The following is a 15,256-nucleotide window of genomic DNA, read 5'->3' on the forward strand; positions in this document are numbered from 1 at the left end:
AGAGTCCGAGGCGAAGCCATCGCGATTTCTCCACCCAACACCCAAAGCGCGATCTCAACCCGAAAAATATTATTGAGCCTTCAGCTTTAAATCTTGGCGCTGCTGCCAACGCTTCTTCAACTGAGATTTTTTCAACTCTCGCAGCCTCAGCCGCAACTGATTCACATTGGGATTCTGTTTACCATAGCGCCAACTGACATAAGCTTGGGTAATCTCGTCAATTGCCTTAGCAGATTCCGGTGGCTGGTGTTTATACGCCAGATAAGCGTACTCCGAGGGCGTCTGGGCTGGATGTTTGGCATATCCCTGAGTGCGTAAATTTGCCAACATTTCCTGGTAAAGACTTTCCATCGGAGGCAGCTTCGCTAACCAGCGACGGTACAGCCATACACGCACCCCATTCCAAGCTAGCCAGCCCAAGAAACCCAGGCAAATCGCTAAGATGAGACCGGCGAACAAGCCCACCCACCCCCTGGATAATAGCGCCCACAGCCAGATGATTCCCCCAATTAGCCAGGTAGCGATCGCACCGAACACGTTATTCAGCCAACTGGTGAGTGGCGAAGGCAACCAACCAGCAACCCACTTCCAGAATTGGCGCAACACGCTAAAAGTTTGATCTTCTTCAATTGAAGGGGGAATGAGTGGATGCGTGGGAATCGGATCGAAAGCAAACCAACCGTTACTCGGAAAATACACCTCCGTCATCATATAGGCATCGGTGTTGCGGACGATGTATAAGCCAGTGAAAGGGTTGAACTCGCCAGGGGAAAAGCCCCCCACCAGTCGCGCTGGGATACCAATCGAACGCAGCATGATCGTGAGGACGCTGGAAAAGTGGTCTGGATAGCCGCCTTTGTACTTGAAAAGAAACGTTTCTACTAAGTCTTCGTTTTCATCCAAAAATGGCAAGCTATGGGGATCTGGTGGAATTGTGTAGTTTTGTTTGAGATATTGAGCCAAGTAGAGGGCTTTTTCGTAAGGCGAGGTGATGGGTTTTCTCGACTTCGCTAAGATTTCTTCCGTTAGCTGCCGCACTTTGTCAGCAATTTGCGGAGGAACTTGCAGATAGTAATTTCGGATGGGTTTGGAATAGTCTGTTGACGCCTGCCCCAAGCGAGTGCGATCGCGGTAAGGGACTTCTGAAACTACCGTGTAGGTGAGTCCCTCCTGCAACAGTGCAGGCGATCGCACGCTGCCTTCTGTATCCAGTGCCACTCTCGGCGTGGGGTAGTAGAGTTCCTTGGGAAACGCCAGGGCTGGCAGCAGATTCGCCATCTCAGACACCACTGTATAGGTCTGAATCACCTCCCTGGTTTTCCCAGTAATGAACTGTCTGGGGATAAAAAATCGGTATGACCAAGGTGGACGCTCTACCGTCTGCGTTTGATTGTCGCGGGAAATCTCCCACCCTTGACCCGTGTAGCGGTCGAACCCCAGCACCCGCCAAAATCCCTCTGACTGGGAGCGTACCCGCATTAACACCTTGGGCTTCATCCCTCCCCGTAGGTTCTGGTTAATCTTGCTGTTAAAGCCGTAGTAAAAGGTATCATCTACTTTGCCAGGGCCAGTGTCTTGGTTTGACCCACCACCAGAACCTTCCTTGCCCTGTTTACCAGGGTTAACAATGCCACGGTTATTGTCGGGAAAATCCTTTTGGGCGAGATTGCTGGGGGCACTGACGGGAAATGTCTGTAGCTGATAGCTAGGAAACCGAGGCATCAGGGCAAAAATGGTCAGCCCCAGTCCTACAATCGCTAAAAAATTTATACTGAAAAATTTCCAATTAAAAATTGGGGAATTCCCCTTTTTTAATTTTTCATTTTTCATTTTTAAGTGTTCCAAACCGAGCCGCGAACGGTAATCTAGCACCAATACCGGCAGCCCGATGCCTAAGAACAACAGCAATATGGGTGCAAAAGCAAACGTCTGGCTCACCGTCCCAGCAACACCCAACAAAATCAGCCCGATCACCATCGAATACCCCAAGTCCTTGCGACGAGGTAGATCGAAGCTGTGCAGCACTTGCAGATGAATTAACAACTCTGCCAGCACCAGCCGGGTATCGTTCAATTGACCGAACAGATTTCTCAAGAAAACTGCCAGTGCCACCAACATTCCAATCGCCAGTAAGAACTTCACTGGCACATTGCGATCGCGTCGTCGATACCAACTCCACGTCGCACCGGCAATGCTGAGCGGCACAGCCCACAAGCTAATCTGCGTCTCGGCTGCTACATCCGTCGCAATGATTCCTACCACTACGAGCGCCTGCACCAGCACCCGTAACAGAATTGATTCTTCCGTTTCGGGCATCGGCATTGCTGCTAGCCGCTGCCTAAACTGATTAAAAACTGGTAGACGCCGCATACTGGTGATTAGTCAATCGCTAATTGCTCATTGCTAATTGTTCTATCACAGTTAGCCATTAGCCATTAGCCATTTAATTGCCGACCGCGATCGCAAAAATCAGCGGTTGCCGATCCAGTTCCTGAAACTGAATTTCCAGAGGATAAGTCTGGTTGGGTTCCAAATCAAAGGATTCTACACTCAGATAGCCAGGATAAGTGCGCTGTGCCGTTGCCAAGCCTTGCGGGGTTCGTAAGGTTAACCTGCCGCCGCGAGGCAAGCGCGTCTCAATTCGGCATCTGGGAACCCGCCCCTCTACCTGATATTCCGCTCTGAGAGTCATCAGTCCAACTGTCGTCTGCCACTGCCGCTCCACCGGCTGCCGATCCGGCGATACAGGCAGCGTCAGCGCGTTGATGATCTCTCTAGCGGCCAATAAGGACAGCGCCATTTGTTGGCTGTCCGTCGCCTCTTCATAACGATTTGTAAACAGTTGCTGCTCTTGAGGAGAACGGGTCGGATAGAGCAGCACCAATCCTGCTAACTGGTTCAGTGCTTGGGGTTGCCCTGGAAATAAAGCACTGGCGGCACGCACCATTTTTGCTCCCTGTTGCAGCTGCGACTGCATGGCCTCCTGGCAAGAGTTTAGCAGTTGTGTTAAAACCGTTTCGGGTAAGGTGACTGGCAGACTAAAGTTAGAGAGCTGCGGTGCCCATAGGGGAACCCAGCTATTTACTTCGCTGTCACAATAGTCAGGTTCATAATTACGAATCTCCGTCTCCCAGGGAAACAGGGGTGGATTACGTTCAATTTCTGTTTGGAGTTTGCGCTTCAAAAGCGCATGGAAACGATTTTGCACAGTCGGTATTTCTCCTCCCAAGTTGAGTGGTTGACAGCCTTGGGTCGCTTCACCGAAGTGGTCGGTCACTACGCTCAAGTCTTCTGAATCCAGTGGGTCTAACGCATCCAATTCCAGCTCTGCCGCCACCAAGTCGTCTGTAGGAGCAGGCGACTCTTGGGGTGGTGGCGCTGCTAAAGGATCGCAATCCTCTAGCAGCCTCGCCAGAAAGCGGTTGTCTATCGCTTCGGAATTGTTGTCTAGGTCACTATTCATCTTGAGATGCACTTGCTCCGGATACTGAACGATTGCGAATTTCCCAGGCAATCTCTAGCAGCTTGAACCACCGTTTCTCGACCTGGGAGACTGTGCAACCCAAAGTTTGAGCGATCGCTGCATTTGGGAATCCCTGTTGCTTTAATCGTAGTAATTCCGCCTGCTCTTGGCTCAGCATTCCCTGAAATGTTTGCCACTGTTGCGGCGTCAAACCCAAATTCCGTTCTAAATCTGCTTCCAACCACTGATGCACCAGTTCCCAGCGCTGGGAAAGAGCAAATCGAATCAAATGATATTTGAAGCGTTGCTGCAAATAATCCCTTTGGCGCGGCGTCAAACCTAAAATTGCTTCAATTTCCCCGGCGGATAAATCTTTCAGACGCAAAGTAAAATAATCGGCGCATTCAGTTTGCTGGCGCTCTTTCAGATAAGCCAGCAACTCCTTAATCACCGTCTGGCGCAGGCTTTTTTCCAGGGGTTCGGATTCGTGAGCGACCATCGCCTCCCGCACCTGCTGCACCGTCGCTTCATTCCAAACCGAGTCGGAATCAGTGGCAGATCCCTCTGCCGCTTGCTCCATATCTACGGAAGTTTCCGGGGGTTGTTGTTGCGAAAAAGTTTGCGCCCGCAGGATGATTAATTGCTGAGTGCGATGACCGGGCAAAGGAATGCGCCGCTTGCCGTAGCGCTCAGCAAAAGCCATATACTCTGCCAGTTCTAACAAAGTATGAGGACGATACGCCGGACCCATTCCGCTTTCTCGTCGAAATGCATTTAAGGACTCAGCATAAAATCCCTGTAAGAAATCTTCTATCAGAGTCAGCCGCGCCTGGTAGCTCGTAGGCACCTGCGACGGTGTAATGTAGCGATAGATAATCGCACTGAGGGTGCTGTGTAATTCTACTCGTCCCCGGTGTGCCCCCATTTGGTAATAATGAAGACATTGTTTCAGGCGAAGACGAGCCAGTGTTGTTGCCCAGGTTTCGATGTCTCCTGAGTCCTGGATGCGCTTACTCTCAGTGCAAATCCGGGCGACTTCGCTAGAGATGCGCGCCGCAACCTCACGACAGTTCTGCTCCGACGCCTTGGATGACTGTCGGAGTTCGTTAAATAGTAGTTGAAAGATTGCATCCACCACTCTCTGGTAGATTTCCCCACAATGGCTGATTGTTGTCAAGACCCTAGCATACCCAACTACGACACGTTAACGGCAGAAGACCCCATATAGTCCTTATGAACTTAGACCAACAAATTCAAGCTCTGATTGACAAAGCGTCCCTCTATCGCATCCCACCTAAGTGGATTACGGAAATTGCACCCGTTCTCGTAGACTATGCGACTGAGCTGCAACATTCCGAGTATTACATTCTCCAAAGTCAGGAAGATGGTTGGCTGTTGACGACCCTTAGCAATCGCGCTCAAGTCAATCTCGAAAAAAATGTGATACACGCCTTTTCAACTTTAGAAGACGCCAACCTTTTCTCTTCCGTGCCAGATCCGGAAATTATTGCCTTGCCCGAACCTGTAACTCACATTTTGTTTGAAATGGTTGGCAGAGATATTGTTAATAGCACGATTTTCTTTGAAACTCCCGGTAATCGTACCACCGGGGCTGAAATTTTTCGGGAAAATTTGCTGAACCGGATTAAAGAACACCGGCAACAACACTGGCCTTCCTTCAACTCTAATCCCAGAAATCTGCCCCCCGATATCGCTTGAGTCATGGGCTTTTTGTAGGGTGGTGTTGTCCGCCCTACGAATCATTATGATTCTTTGAGCGTGTAACGCCGAATAAACCCTGCTAATTTTTAGATTTTTTAATAAACCGGATTCGATCCGCTGCAACGTTCGTCAGATTAACTGACCCCCGTGGAAACGCCAACGCGGAAATAAAATTCGCATGATGGTATGCGACGCCAGATAGACGCTCAGCCACACGAGACTGTAGTGCAGCACAAACCATTGCAACGGCAGATCCCGTCCTACACCTGGTAAGCTAAATATTTTCACCAGCAACCCGATAAATACTGCTTCCCAAATACCGGCAAGCAACTGTAAAGCTCCAGGCCAATCTCGATCCCAACGGAATTTCTGGATATAGTCATATAGGAGATCCCAGCCGAGTCCAAAGACCGCAACATACCCTAGTATCCAGAAAAAAAGCAAGTTGGCACCGGGACTAATAACGCCCAAAGCAAAGGGCAACGTTACCAACGCGCCCACTGTTGCTAGTAGAAATAATCGGGTTTGCCAACGACCAAAGAGTGTCGGAGTCATGGTAAATTTTTAATCCACTTACCGCATCAGTTTTCAAGCTTCAGTTCGGGCAGTCCGGACGTTTCTTTCTTGCGTAAATGACCTTCATAGACTGTTCCGACTTCTAGCTTAGATGGGCATTTCACCCACACAGAATTTCCAACAATTGGCAACCCTGTCGTTTCAGACATGACATTTGCTTCTTCGGGGTCGGAAATACAGCCAAAACCCATGTAGTCAGCGATTTCCTTCATCGTTAAATCTTCTAGAAGGTAGCTGCTGCTCATCTCGGCTTCTTTACACTTGAACAGCCTGACTTCAGGTAAAACTTCGTTAAAAATTTTGAGTTTTCGCACTTTATGGCCTCCATTCCGATAAGTGCAATGGACTCGCATATTTTTGGCTCGCTCAGGGCGATGACAGCAGTTATTGATGGAGTCAACTTTCTTTCAGTATCTATCTATATTTTCTGCTTGCCCGCTTCTAGATGAATCAGCAATATTGCTGAAATCTACTCTGACAATCCGTTGAGTGCCCAGAGCAAGTTTAGTAAATTTACGGTGCTTGGTTCGCGACCCATTTTATCCATTGCCCAAAAGAACTCAAAAAGTTCAATCGATGGATTCCGGGGGCACGAGCTGCCGACAGACTATCAACTGCACAAAGTGCTGCATATTGCAACCCTAAGAAGCTATCAACAGCGGCGTAAGGCCCACCGAGGGTCATGGCACCAGCAGCATACATCCGACCCTGCGGCGATCGCATTTCGACAAGTTCAAAATTGTTGGCAACAGCTATCCGCCCATTTTCATGGAGGGGGAGTTTGTAATGGGTGACAAGGTCGTTCAGGAGAGGATTCGCTTTGACTTTGGCATCGAGTCCGGTGGCGTCAATGATAAAGTCAGCTTCGAGGCGAATTTGTCCTTTTAATCCCTTTTCTTGAATATAGGTAACGGTGCGCTCAATTCCTGACGAGTGAGGGTTGCGTTCGACTCGTTCCACTTCCCCAAAGGTAATTTGATACCAGCCTTGACGGATGCCTTCTTCAACCATACGTCGCCAATCCTGACGGTCAGCTGTGGTGGTGCCGCCCCAATCTGCGAGTAGGCGCTTTCGCTGTTCGGGTGCTGCTTTTTCAAGCATTATCCGCAATTCACCACCCCAAGTAGCTTTAGGCCAGTTAAAGGGTTGAAATTCGTAGTGATTTTCAACAGACCGTTGCGATCGCCCAAATTTGTTACCTTGGGGTTTGGGCGATCGCATCAAGTGTAGCAGCGAGATATTGGGGTTTTTTGCCCTGGCTTCATAAATTCGCTGTACGATCCGCGAAGCGACAATCCCCCGTCCCCGAATCATCACAGTACCGCCAAATTTCTCTAAATGCTCGTAGACGTGGTTATGTTCTTCGTAGGCATTAACGACGGACTTAAAATCATTGGTTTTTTCCCGGTAAGCTTGCAAATCCGGGAGAAACTGAATCGCCGGGTAGCCGGTAGCGAGTTGGACATTGCGGGCGATTAAGAACGCATGGTCGCGCTGGTTGGCACTGGTGCGAGAATAAGCGATCGCATATCGTCCATCCTCAGTTTTCCGAATCGAACGGACGCTGGCGTAGCGAAATATCTGTTCCCAACCAATCCGTTTTGCTTCCCTATCAAGGGCGTCAAAGACATTACCGGCGCGAGGGGTATAAGTTTGGGCAAAAGCCGGTTCGGCAAATACCTGCCACAAATACCCGAATGCTGTTCCTATGCTTCCCTTGAGCAAATCATGCCCAGCTTCCCGCAGGGCATAACTAGGCCAACCCCAAATATTATCGGGACAAGAATCTGAATTTGACCGCAAGCGTTCGTGCAGAGGTATTTGCGAATTCATGCACAACCGCTTGTAACGGGCATACGGTTGGGGTTCCATTCCCAAAGCTGCAATCTGGCTGCTTTTCACCCCGTAAATTCTTAATAAATCTACCCAGACAAAGCTGCCCAAACCGCCCCCAACGGCGGCATAGTCCACTTCATCGACTCGCAACCCGGTGGCATGGAGGTCTTGTACGACGACTTGCTGCGCCTGAAAAGCCGGTGGAGGAAACGCTGCCGTTCCCCCTGGTTGCGCGGGGGAAGCAAGCGGAGGCAGGGGTGCCGGATGACTAATCCTGGGGTCAGGGAGATCCGTGTCTGGGTGAAAGAAAATCTGAGAATTGCCAGAGGGGGGCGACGCAGGTGGATTGGCAGCGAAGGTAACGCTGATGTAATAAGGGCCAATTTGCAGCGAGTCGCCATTCCCCAGAACACTGCGCGTCTGACGTTGTCCATTAATCAAGGTGCCGTTGCTGCTGTTTTGGTCAATAACCACCAACCCGCCAGCGTCCATATCAATCAGGGCGTGGAAGCGGGAAACCTCAAGACTATTGAGGGTTAATCGGGAGACGCGATGCCCCTTCATTTCCCCTGGCATCTGATTAAATTCCCGTCCCAGTGCGATTGGAACTGCCAGCGTCGGTTCTTTCCGTTCTCCCGTTCCTGGATCGTCCCAGCTGAGGCGAAGGCGCATGGGTGCTGGATTCATGGTTGATTAGTTGCTGCTAGGAGTGACTAAAACGCTCAATGCTGCTGCTAGGGATGTGCCACACCACGGACACCCCAAATTCATTAAGTTATACGGTGAGACGCGATGGCAACTGGAACATTCCAAACCATAGGTTACAGCCGCTGGGTTAGGGGCGGTGGGGGCGGGTTTGCCTGCTGCGGGTGACAGCGGTGACAACAAAACCGTCGGAGGAACGCTCACCACTGCCAAGGAAACCTTTGTCACCTGGATTTCTATCTGTCCTAAACAGATCGTGCTACCCTGACTCAGAGGCACTTCGCCTTGGATGAGGGTGTGACCATCCACTAGCGGCGGATTACTTTCTCGCAGGTTCCGCAAGTAAAAGCTTTGCTGCTGTGGGTTAAAAAATATTTCGACGTGCAGCCCAGATACCGTGGGATCTGTCAAAACGATATCGCATCGAGCTGGGTCACGACCGATCCGGATAGTACCGGGATGTTTAGCGATTTGTCGATCGTGAATTGTTTGGGTTTGTCCCCGACCGGCTTCTTGCCACTCTAAAGTTAATTCATTCATATTGCTTAGCCTTTATATATTGTTTCTTTCTATAAACTGCTTCAAGTCTTAATGTCCTGATTTCTAACATGACCTGGAAGAAAAATCTGAAATTGTGTAGGAAGTTTAAAAAAACGAAAATCTACGGGAAATGACGATGAGCCGCTATCTTTGCTCAACTTTACTTCAGGAGAAGGCGTTACTTATGGGCAAACTTTGTCTATGTTCCCGATGTCGTTCTCGTATAATTTGTTTAACTTTGGGCATTCATGGTGGCACCAACCACCTCGCTTGCACAGTTTAATAATTTTGTCAACGGAAGCAAAATATAAAATTATAGCTGGCGTTGATACCAATTAGCGATCGCTTGCTCTTTTAGTTGCAAGGTTGGGAAACTGAAAACGGCAACTCCTGCCCTGTTGATGATTTCTGACTCCTCACCGCCTAGATTAAACCTAAAAAAAGTAGTTGCATTGTTGATAATATGACTGCATTCTAGTTGGAGTCAGCATTATCCCCGGATTGGAAACACCTCTTAATAAACTATGGTATGTCGTAAAAACCTTTGCTATGATTTACGCTAACTAAGATTTCCTCTCTAACAACCATGAAAGATTTTTTTAGAAAAGCTTTATATAACCTAGGAATAATTTTGGTTTCTCCTTTGTTAATTCCTTTCTTTTTAACCAGTGAAAAAGGAATTATTGATGCAGATGTAAAGCGTTGGGTGAACGTATTTGGCTGGAAAGGTGAATCACGTTTGGGAAATTTACTCTCTTTGCTGGATCGTCAAAAAGAATTTAGGAACTTGTATTATCATCGATTATTTAAAGGGAACTTATCCGCCAGGATATTTATGTATTTATTCAGTTATTTTTATAAATCTTGTCCTTACCTTTTCATAGATACATCTTCTAATTTTGGTCCTGGACTGTTTATCCAGCATGGCTTCAGCACAATCATTATGGCAGACATGGGCGAAAATTGCTGGATTAATCAACAGGTGACAATTGGTTATAGAGATAAAACCAGTCGTCCAAAAATCGGGGATAATGTCCGCATTACTGCCGGTGCTAAAGTAATTGGCGGAGTAACGATAGGGAACAATGTTACGGTTGGAGCTAACGCAGTTGTCGTTAAAAATGTTCCTGATAACTGTGTGGTCGTCGGCGTTCCCGCTTATATTGTGAAGAAGAATGGCATCAAAGTAAAAGAAGAATTGGTTTAAGTTAGGAATTGAATTCAAGGCTTATATTGAGACGCTCTATGAAGCGATCGCCCTTGGCAACCAATCTGTACGGCGATCGCATCCCTCTCAAGCTTGCATTATCGATTTGACGCCAATTTATCAGCAATGCGAGTTGTCTCTGGTAAGCGATATTTCGTAGTGCAACGCATCACATAATCAATCGCCGTTTCTAGACTTACCCGATGTCCGCTAGAAACATAAACGGGTTTTACACCCGTGCGCGTCCGCAATACTGCACCAATGATTTCGCGGCGATACCGCAACGGTTGCCATGCGCCTTTTTCAACTGGCAACTCATCATGCTTACCAACGAGCAAAGATTTGGCAACGCCAATTGTGGGAAGGTCGATTAGAACTCCGAGATGGGAGGCGATGCCAAATCGGCGGGGATGGGCGATCCCCTGACCATCACAGAGGATTAAGTCAGGCGTGATGCTGACTTTTTCTAAGGCGTCTAGCACGGCTGGAATTTCTCGGAAGGAGAGGAATCCGGGAATGTAGGGAAACGTAGTGGGACGGAAGGCGATCGCTTGCTCTTGTAACTGTAAATCTGGAAAACTCAGAACAGCAACGGCTGCTCTGCTAATGGTACCTGACTCCTCAAAACCCATATCGACCCCGGCGACATACTGCACCGATTCCAACTGGTCTGAAGTAATCACTTCTTTGCTCAGTTGTTGCTGAATAGCGATCGCTTCCTCAGCGGTATCAGGCCATGCGTGACGTTGGTGGATTTTCATGGATTTACTTCCACATCCTGGGGTTTTTCCAGCCACTCAATTACTTTGGCTGCTTCTGGAAGCCTAGCTTCATTTTGCCCTGCGGCTCTCGCGCGGACATTGATCAAATTAATCGGGGTCCTTAACAAGTCTACAAGCGCGGCTTTCCCCGCGATCGCTTTCACACCTGTCACCGGCACTTCCTTGACCAACCACCGGCTGAATCGATATAGATATTCCTTTGCACTCAAGTTTGCTGTCAGCTTGACACCATGCAGTTCGTGCAAGTATCGATTTGAGCGACCATACCGACGCAATTGACTTTGAAGTTCCTGGAACGTGGAGCGGTGACGGTGGCGGACAATAGCAGTTGGCGCAAAATGCAATTGCCAGTCACTTTCGCGTTGGATACGCCAACAGATGTCAGCATCGCCGCCAGTGGTTAGATAAGGGCGAAACAAACCTACCTGTTCCAAAGCTTTCCGCCGAATTGCCAAGTTAGCCGTTTGACCATAAGGACAGAACGGATTTGCTAAAGAATGCTTTTGAGACAAAACATTTTCTCGGTCAGCGTACTGTTCTAACAGGGTGTTCCCTGGCAATGCCATAATTTCACCGACGACGATGCCAATCGTTGGATTGGCAAACGGCTCAATCAGGTCTGCCAACCAGTGCGGTTGAGGACGACAATCGGCGTCGGTAAAGGCAAAAATTTCAGCCGTTGATGCCCGAATTCCGGCGTTTCGAGCCGCGTAAGAGCTTTGGATTTGGTTTTCCGCAATCGGGCGAATGGTTAAGCCGTCAGCGGCGGCTGAGGAGGCGGCTGACTGGAGAAGGGTGGCAGTGCGATCGCTACTATTATTATCGACCAGCAAATATTCGACAGACTCAGCGGGGTAAGTTTGCGATCGCAAGCAGTCGATTAAGTCTGGCAAGTCCCCCTCACCATTGTAGATAGGGACAATTACGGAAACCCTGGGCAGAAAGGGCTGTGTCATAGGGTGGGAATTCATATTTACCTGAAATCACCATAGCAAGCCTGCGAACGCCAAAGCAGGGTGCTGTATAACCGCTTCTGAGTTGAGTTTAATTATCAACATGGCTGCGTTGCTATTAAAAAGAACGTCATTTCCACTGAAATTTAGCAGCTATGAAATTTAATTTGGATCTTTATCTTGCTGATTTTCTTAGCTAGATACTCCATCTGCTCTCTGGGGCTGCTTCAATCAACAAATTATTGAGCGATTAATCGAAGTATTTCTACTTAATTTTTTGAAATATTACTACATTTCTATCAAGTATTTACGGAAGCTTCCTGAGAGTGAAATCTAGTTACTACTCGTAAACAACAATATATTCCTTGACAGTTAGCATTACCCAGACAAGCAGGCGGTTCCTGATAGTGTCCGGTGCGATCGCAACAAGTCAGAAGAGTAAATAGGCTGATCCCCTGCAAGGAACAGCCATGAACAATTCGTTACGATCGAAATGAAAAGAATTCTTGTGTTTTTGTTCCTGTTTGTGCTACCGCTCGTGCCAATATTGAGCCTGAGCCAAACAGGTTCTGCAATCACTGCCACGACCGGAAGCGCTCCAAATATTCCGGGTTGGACTCTTACCTTCGCCGATGAGTTCAACTCAACTTCTCTCGATAAAGCGAATTACGTTCGATACTGGGGTAAACCGAGTACAGCAGGAGCAGTTTCCTGGTGGAATGGAAACTCAGCATTGATTGTACAAAACGGACTCTTGCGCCTCAAGATTGCCAAGGAAACCATAACTAAGGATGGAGTCACGTTTCCTTATACCGCAGGCGGGTTTACCCAACTTACGGCTCAAACTTACGGGCGTTGGGTAGTTCGGGCGCGTTTTCAAAAGGGAGAAGGTACCCAAGGTTACATTTCGCTGTGGCGACAGGACTTTAAATGGCCTCCGGAAATCGACTTTGCTGAACTTAGGGGAAACATCCCTAACGAAAATATTTTTACGCAGCACTATTTGCTGGATGGTAAAAAGAAGTCAGAAGTTTCCAAGCTGTACGAAACTAACTACACCGACGACTTTCATGAATACACTGTAATTTGGGAACCCGGACGCTTGACATGGCTCGTCGATGGCGTGCAAAAGTTTACCACCACGCAAAAGTTTGATGCTTTTCCAATGGTTCTGGCGGTGGGCAATCTCGTGGGTAGCTGCAACAGCTTTGCGGGATGTCCTCTCACCACCACCCCATTTCCGACTTACTTGGATGTTGACTATATCCGCATCTATAAAAAGGCTTAATAGATGTTTTCTCGTCAATCCAATTCACTTTTTGGGTTCAATAAAAACGCCTGACAACTAAAGTCGCGACTACGCAAACGAATACCATTTGGGTTGTGAGGCGCTACATTATTGATTCCCCCAACCCCCCAATTTATTGGGGGGTTAAGAAGTCCATCGATTGCAAACAAGAAACAACAACGATCTTAAGCTCTCGTGAAAAACTAATCCAAATCGCGGATGTGTAGGCTGGGGAGCCACCTCCGGGCGCGGGGTGCGTGGCGCTTGAGTTGCGCGTTACCCAGCACTAGGGCAGTTTACCCTGTTACTCTTCCTTGAAAGCTAAAGCCTTACGGCACGAACGCACCTACGTTTACGTTCTACCCGACCTCCGATTGTGCAAGGGTTTCAGAGTTTTAGACGTGGTTGAAACCGCCGACTTAAAAATGGTACAAGATACGGAGATATTTACTTTGGCTTCCTCCGCAAGACGGAGTGGACTGTTCTGTATCACAAGTTACATTAATTTACAAGACCGGTTAAAAAAAATTTGTGAAGGGGGGCGAATGCAAGCTGTGGCTGACAGAGAACAGAAAAAAGTAAAAAATACGATTATTCATTGGCGCAATATTGACTTTCAGACGGTTAAGCAAAGAATTAATCAAATTACTAAGCAGCTGGAAGAAGTTCAAAAGAAATATGAACCCAGCAGCCAATTGAACTCCGATCCGCAAGAGAGCGCTCACAGCGATCGCGCACCAGAGTCACGCCGTTATTAATATCATCCTGTTGGTAAGCGATCGCGCAGGATAAACTCTGCTACGCTCAAATCCACCGGCGTAGTCACCTTCAGATTCGTCTCTTCTCCCTGGACAATCCGGACTTTCAAATTGCACTTTTCAAATAAAGCCGCATCGTCGGTAACTTCCCAATTTTGGCGTCGGGCTTCCGTATGACACTGTTGCAACAAATCAACTTTAAAACCTTGGGGCGTTTGAGCCGCCCATAGATGCTGTCGATCGGGTGTACTTTCAATGAACCCAGCCGCATCCACGACTTTAATCGTATCTTTCACCGGCACCGCTGCAATTAAGCCGGGACAATTCATCAGTTCCTCAGCACACCGATCCAGTAATTGGGGCGTCGCCAGACACCGAGCGCCATCATGAATTAAGACGTGGTGGGCGGATGGGAGCGCCTGCAAGCCGTTGTAGACCGACTCTTGACGGGTTGACCCACCAACGATCAATTGCACGGGCTTAGTGAGGGAGAGGTCAGCGAGAATCTCCTTGAAGTCAGAAAAGTCATCTGGATGAGCAATTAAACCGATCCAACTGATGTGACGGGAAGCTTCAACCGCCTGGAGAGTCCAGTGAATCAAGGGTTTACCGAGCAACGTCAAAAGGAGTTTATTTCGCTCGCTCCCCATCCGACGCCCCATCCCTGCTGCTGGAATCAATAAATGCACACGCTTCCTCTTTTGCTGACCGCTTTGTTAATCCTTGTTGCGCTAAGTATATCTTCCCCTAAAATGAAGCTGATAAGTAACCTCAATCAACAGTAATGCGAATACTTGCCCTTGTCCCCGGCGGGATTGGCGACCAAATTCTGTTCTTCCCTACCCTGGATGACCTGAAGCGGTATTACCCGGAAGCTCAGATTGATGTCATTGTAGAACCCAGGGCAAAGGGTGCCTACCGGGTTTGCAAGTCGGTTAATGAAATCCTCACCTATGACTTCAAAGACCGTACCGGACCAGCAGACTGGGGAAATTTACTGGGTATAATCCGCGATCGCGAGTATGATATCGCCCTATCTCTGGGGCGCAGGTGGAGTGTAGGGCTGCTGCTGTGGCTGACCGGCATTCCCACTCGAATTAGCTATAACGGGCCAGGAAACTGGTTTCTCACCAACCCAGTTCCGCTAAAAACCGAGCAGTATGCCGCTGATATGTATCACGATTTGCTGCAAGGTTTAGGAATAAATTCTCCTTGTCCACCGCTGGCGGTCAATGTACCTAAACCAGATATTGAGTGGGCAGAAAAAGAACAAAAACAACTGGGTGTTCAGCAAACTGGCTACATTCTGATTCATGGCGGTTCTAGCGCCTTGGCTCAGGCGAAAGGGATTGATAAAATCTATCCGGTCAAGAAATGGCAGCAGATTATTCAAGAAACTCAACAGCGACAGCCTGATTTACCGATT

The 15,256-nt window shown here is 48.4% G+C and carries 15 protein-coding genes; 5 read left to right on the plus strand and 10 right to left on the minus strand.

Annotation, left to right across the window (positions count from 1 at the left end):
- Positions 1 to 69 precede the first annotated feature (69 nt).
- The 3 genes from NC997_RS14540 to hetZ form a co-directional block, all read right to left on the minus strand.
- Positions 70 to 2,370: a DUF3488 and DUF4129 domain-containing transglutaminase family protein gene (locus NC997_RS14540; RefSeq protein ID WP_199306193.1), complete on the minus strand. Its 2,301-nt coding sequence runs from the start codon at positions 2,368 to 2,370 to the stop codon at positions 70 to 72.
- A gap of 73 nt (positions 2,371 to 2,443) precedes the next feature.
- On the minus strand, positions 2,444 to 3,463 hold the full coding sequence (locus NC997_RS14545) for a hypothetical protein (RefSeq protein WP_190527683.1): 1,020 nt from the start codon (positions 3,461 to 3,463) through the stop codon (positions 2,444 to 2,446).
- Entirely contained in the window at positions 3,456 to 4,631 is a 1,176-nt protein-coding gene (hetZ, locus tag NC997_RS14550; protein WP_347276113.1) for a heterocyst differentiation protein HetZ, read from the minus strand. Before hetZ ends, NC997_RS14545 begins: the two co-directional genes overlap by 8 nt.
- Positions 4,632 to 4,696: 65 nt before the next feature.
- Here hetZ and NC997_RS14555 point away from each other — a divergent pair, with 65 nt between their 5' ends.
- Entirely contained in the window at positions 4,697 to 5,182 is a 486-nt protein-coding gene (locus NC997_RS14555) for a hypothetical protein (RefSeq protein ID WP_190527681.1), read from the plus strand.
- 132 nt (positions 5,183 to 5,314) lie between these two features.
- Here NC997_RS14555 and NC997_RS14560 read toward each other — a convergent pair whose 3' ends face one another.
- From NC997_RS14560 to NC997_RS14575, 4 genes are all read right to left on the minus strand, one after another.
- A complete protein-coding gene (locus NC997_RS14560; protein WP_190410288.1) occupies positions 5,315 to 5,740 on the minus strand; it encodes a hypothetical protein in 426 nt (141 codons plus the stop codon).
- A 26-nt stretch (positions 5,741 to 5,766) separates the two neighbouring features.
- Positions 5,767 to 6,075, minus strand: a complete 309-nt coding sequence (locus tag NC997_RS14565) for a hypothetical protein (RefSeq protein WP_190410289.1) — start codon at positions 6,073 to 6,075, stop codon at positions 5,767 to 5,769.
- A 199-nt stretch (positions 6,076 to 6,274) separates the two neighbouring features.
- Positions 6,275 to 8,284, minus strand: a complete 2,010-nt coding sequence (locus NC997_RS14570; protein ID WP_199306191.1) for an FHA domain-containing protein — start codon at positions 8,282 to 8,284, stop codon at positions 6,275 to 6,277.
- A gap of 6 nt (positions 8,285 to 8,290) precedes the next feature.
- A complete protein-coding gene (locus NC997_RS14575; RefSeq protein ID WP_190527680.1) occupies positions 8,291 to 8,842 on the minus strand; it encodes an FHA domain-containing protein in 552 nt (183 codons plus the stop codon).
- A gap of 586 nt (positions 8,843 to 9,428) precedes the next feature.
- Here NC997_RS14575 and NC997_RS14580 point away from each other — a divergent pair.
- A complete protein-coding gene (locus NC997_RS14580) occupies positions 9,429 to 10,049 on the plus strand; it encodes a serine acetyltransferase (protein ID WP_190527679.1) in 621 nt (206 codons plus the stop codon).
- 98 nt (positions 10,050 to 10,147) lie between these two features.
- On the opposite strand, the gene nfi is transcribed toward NC997_RS14580, so the two are convergent.
- Both nfi and NC997_RS14590 read right to left on the minus strand, forming a co-directional pair.
- Positions 10,148 to 10,810, minus strand: coding sequence for a deoxyribonuclease V (nfi, locus tag NC997_RS14585; RefSeq protein WP_190410292.1), 663 nt, complete (start codon positions 10,808 to 10,810; stop codon positions 10,148 to 10,150).
- Positions 10,807 to 11,787: a glycosyltransferase gene (locus NC997_RS14590; RefSeq protein ID WP_242031380.1), complete on the minus strand. Its 981-nt coding sequence runs from the start codon at positions 11,785 to 11,787 to the stop codon at positions 10,807 to 10,809. Before NC997_RS14590 ends, nfi begins: the two co-directional genes overlap by 4 nt.
- Positions 11,788 to 12,277: 490 nt before the next feature.
- Between NC997_RS14590 and NC997_RS14595 the strand changes: the two genes are divergently transcribed.
- Both NC997_RS14595 and NC997_RS14600 read left to right on the plus strand, forming a co-directional pair.
- Positions 12,278 to 13,072, plus strand: a complete 795-nt coding sequence (locus NC997_RS14595) for a glycoside hydrolase family 16 protein (protein ID WP_190410294.1) — start codon at positions 12,278 to 12,280, stop codon at positions 13,070 to 13,072.
- Between the two features lie 314 nt (positions 13,073 to 13,386).
- A complete protein-coding gene (locus NC997_RS14600) occupies positions 13,387 to 13,830 on the plus strand; it encodes a hypothetical protein (RefSeq protein WP_348257800.1) in 444 nt (147 codons plus the stop codon).
- Between the two features lie 2 nt (positions 13,831 to 13,832).
- Here the strand turns inward: NC997_RS14600 and ispD are convergent, their stop codons facing one another.
- Positions 13,833 to 14,519 carry a 2-C-methyl-D-erythritol 4-phosphate cytidylyltransferase gene (gene ispD, locus NC997_RS14605; RefSeq protein ID WP_190435307.1) on the minus strand — a complete coding sequence of 229 codons (687 nt, stop codon included), beginning with the start codon at positions 14,517 to 14,519 and terminating at the stop codon, positions 13,833 to 13,835.
- Between the two features lie 95 nt (positions 14,520 to 14,614).
- Here ispD and NC997_RS14610 point away from each other — a divergent pair.
- A partial coding sequence (locus tag NC997_RS14610) for a glycosyltransferase family 9 protein (RefSeq protein ID WP_190527676.1) occupies positions 14,615 to 15,256 on the plus strand: 642 nt, incomplete at its 3' end.

Origin of the sequence: Trichocoleus sp. DQ-A2 (assembly GCF_039961915.1) — a bacterium.
Taxonomy (GTDB): domain Bacteria; phylum Cyanobacteriota; class Cyanobacteriia; order Cyanobacteriales; family FACHB-T130; genus FACHB-T130.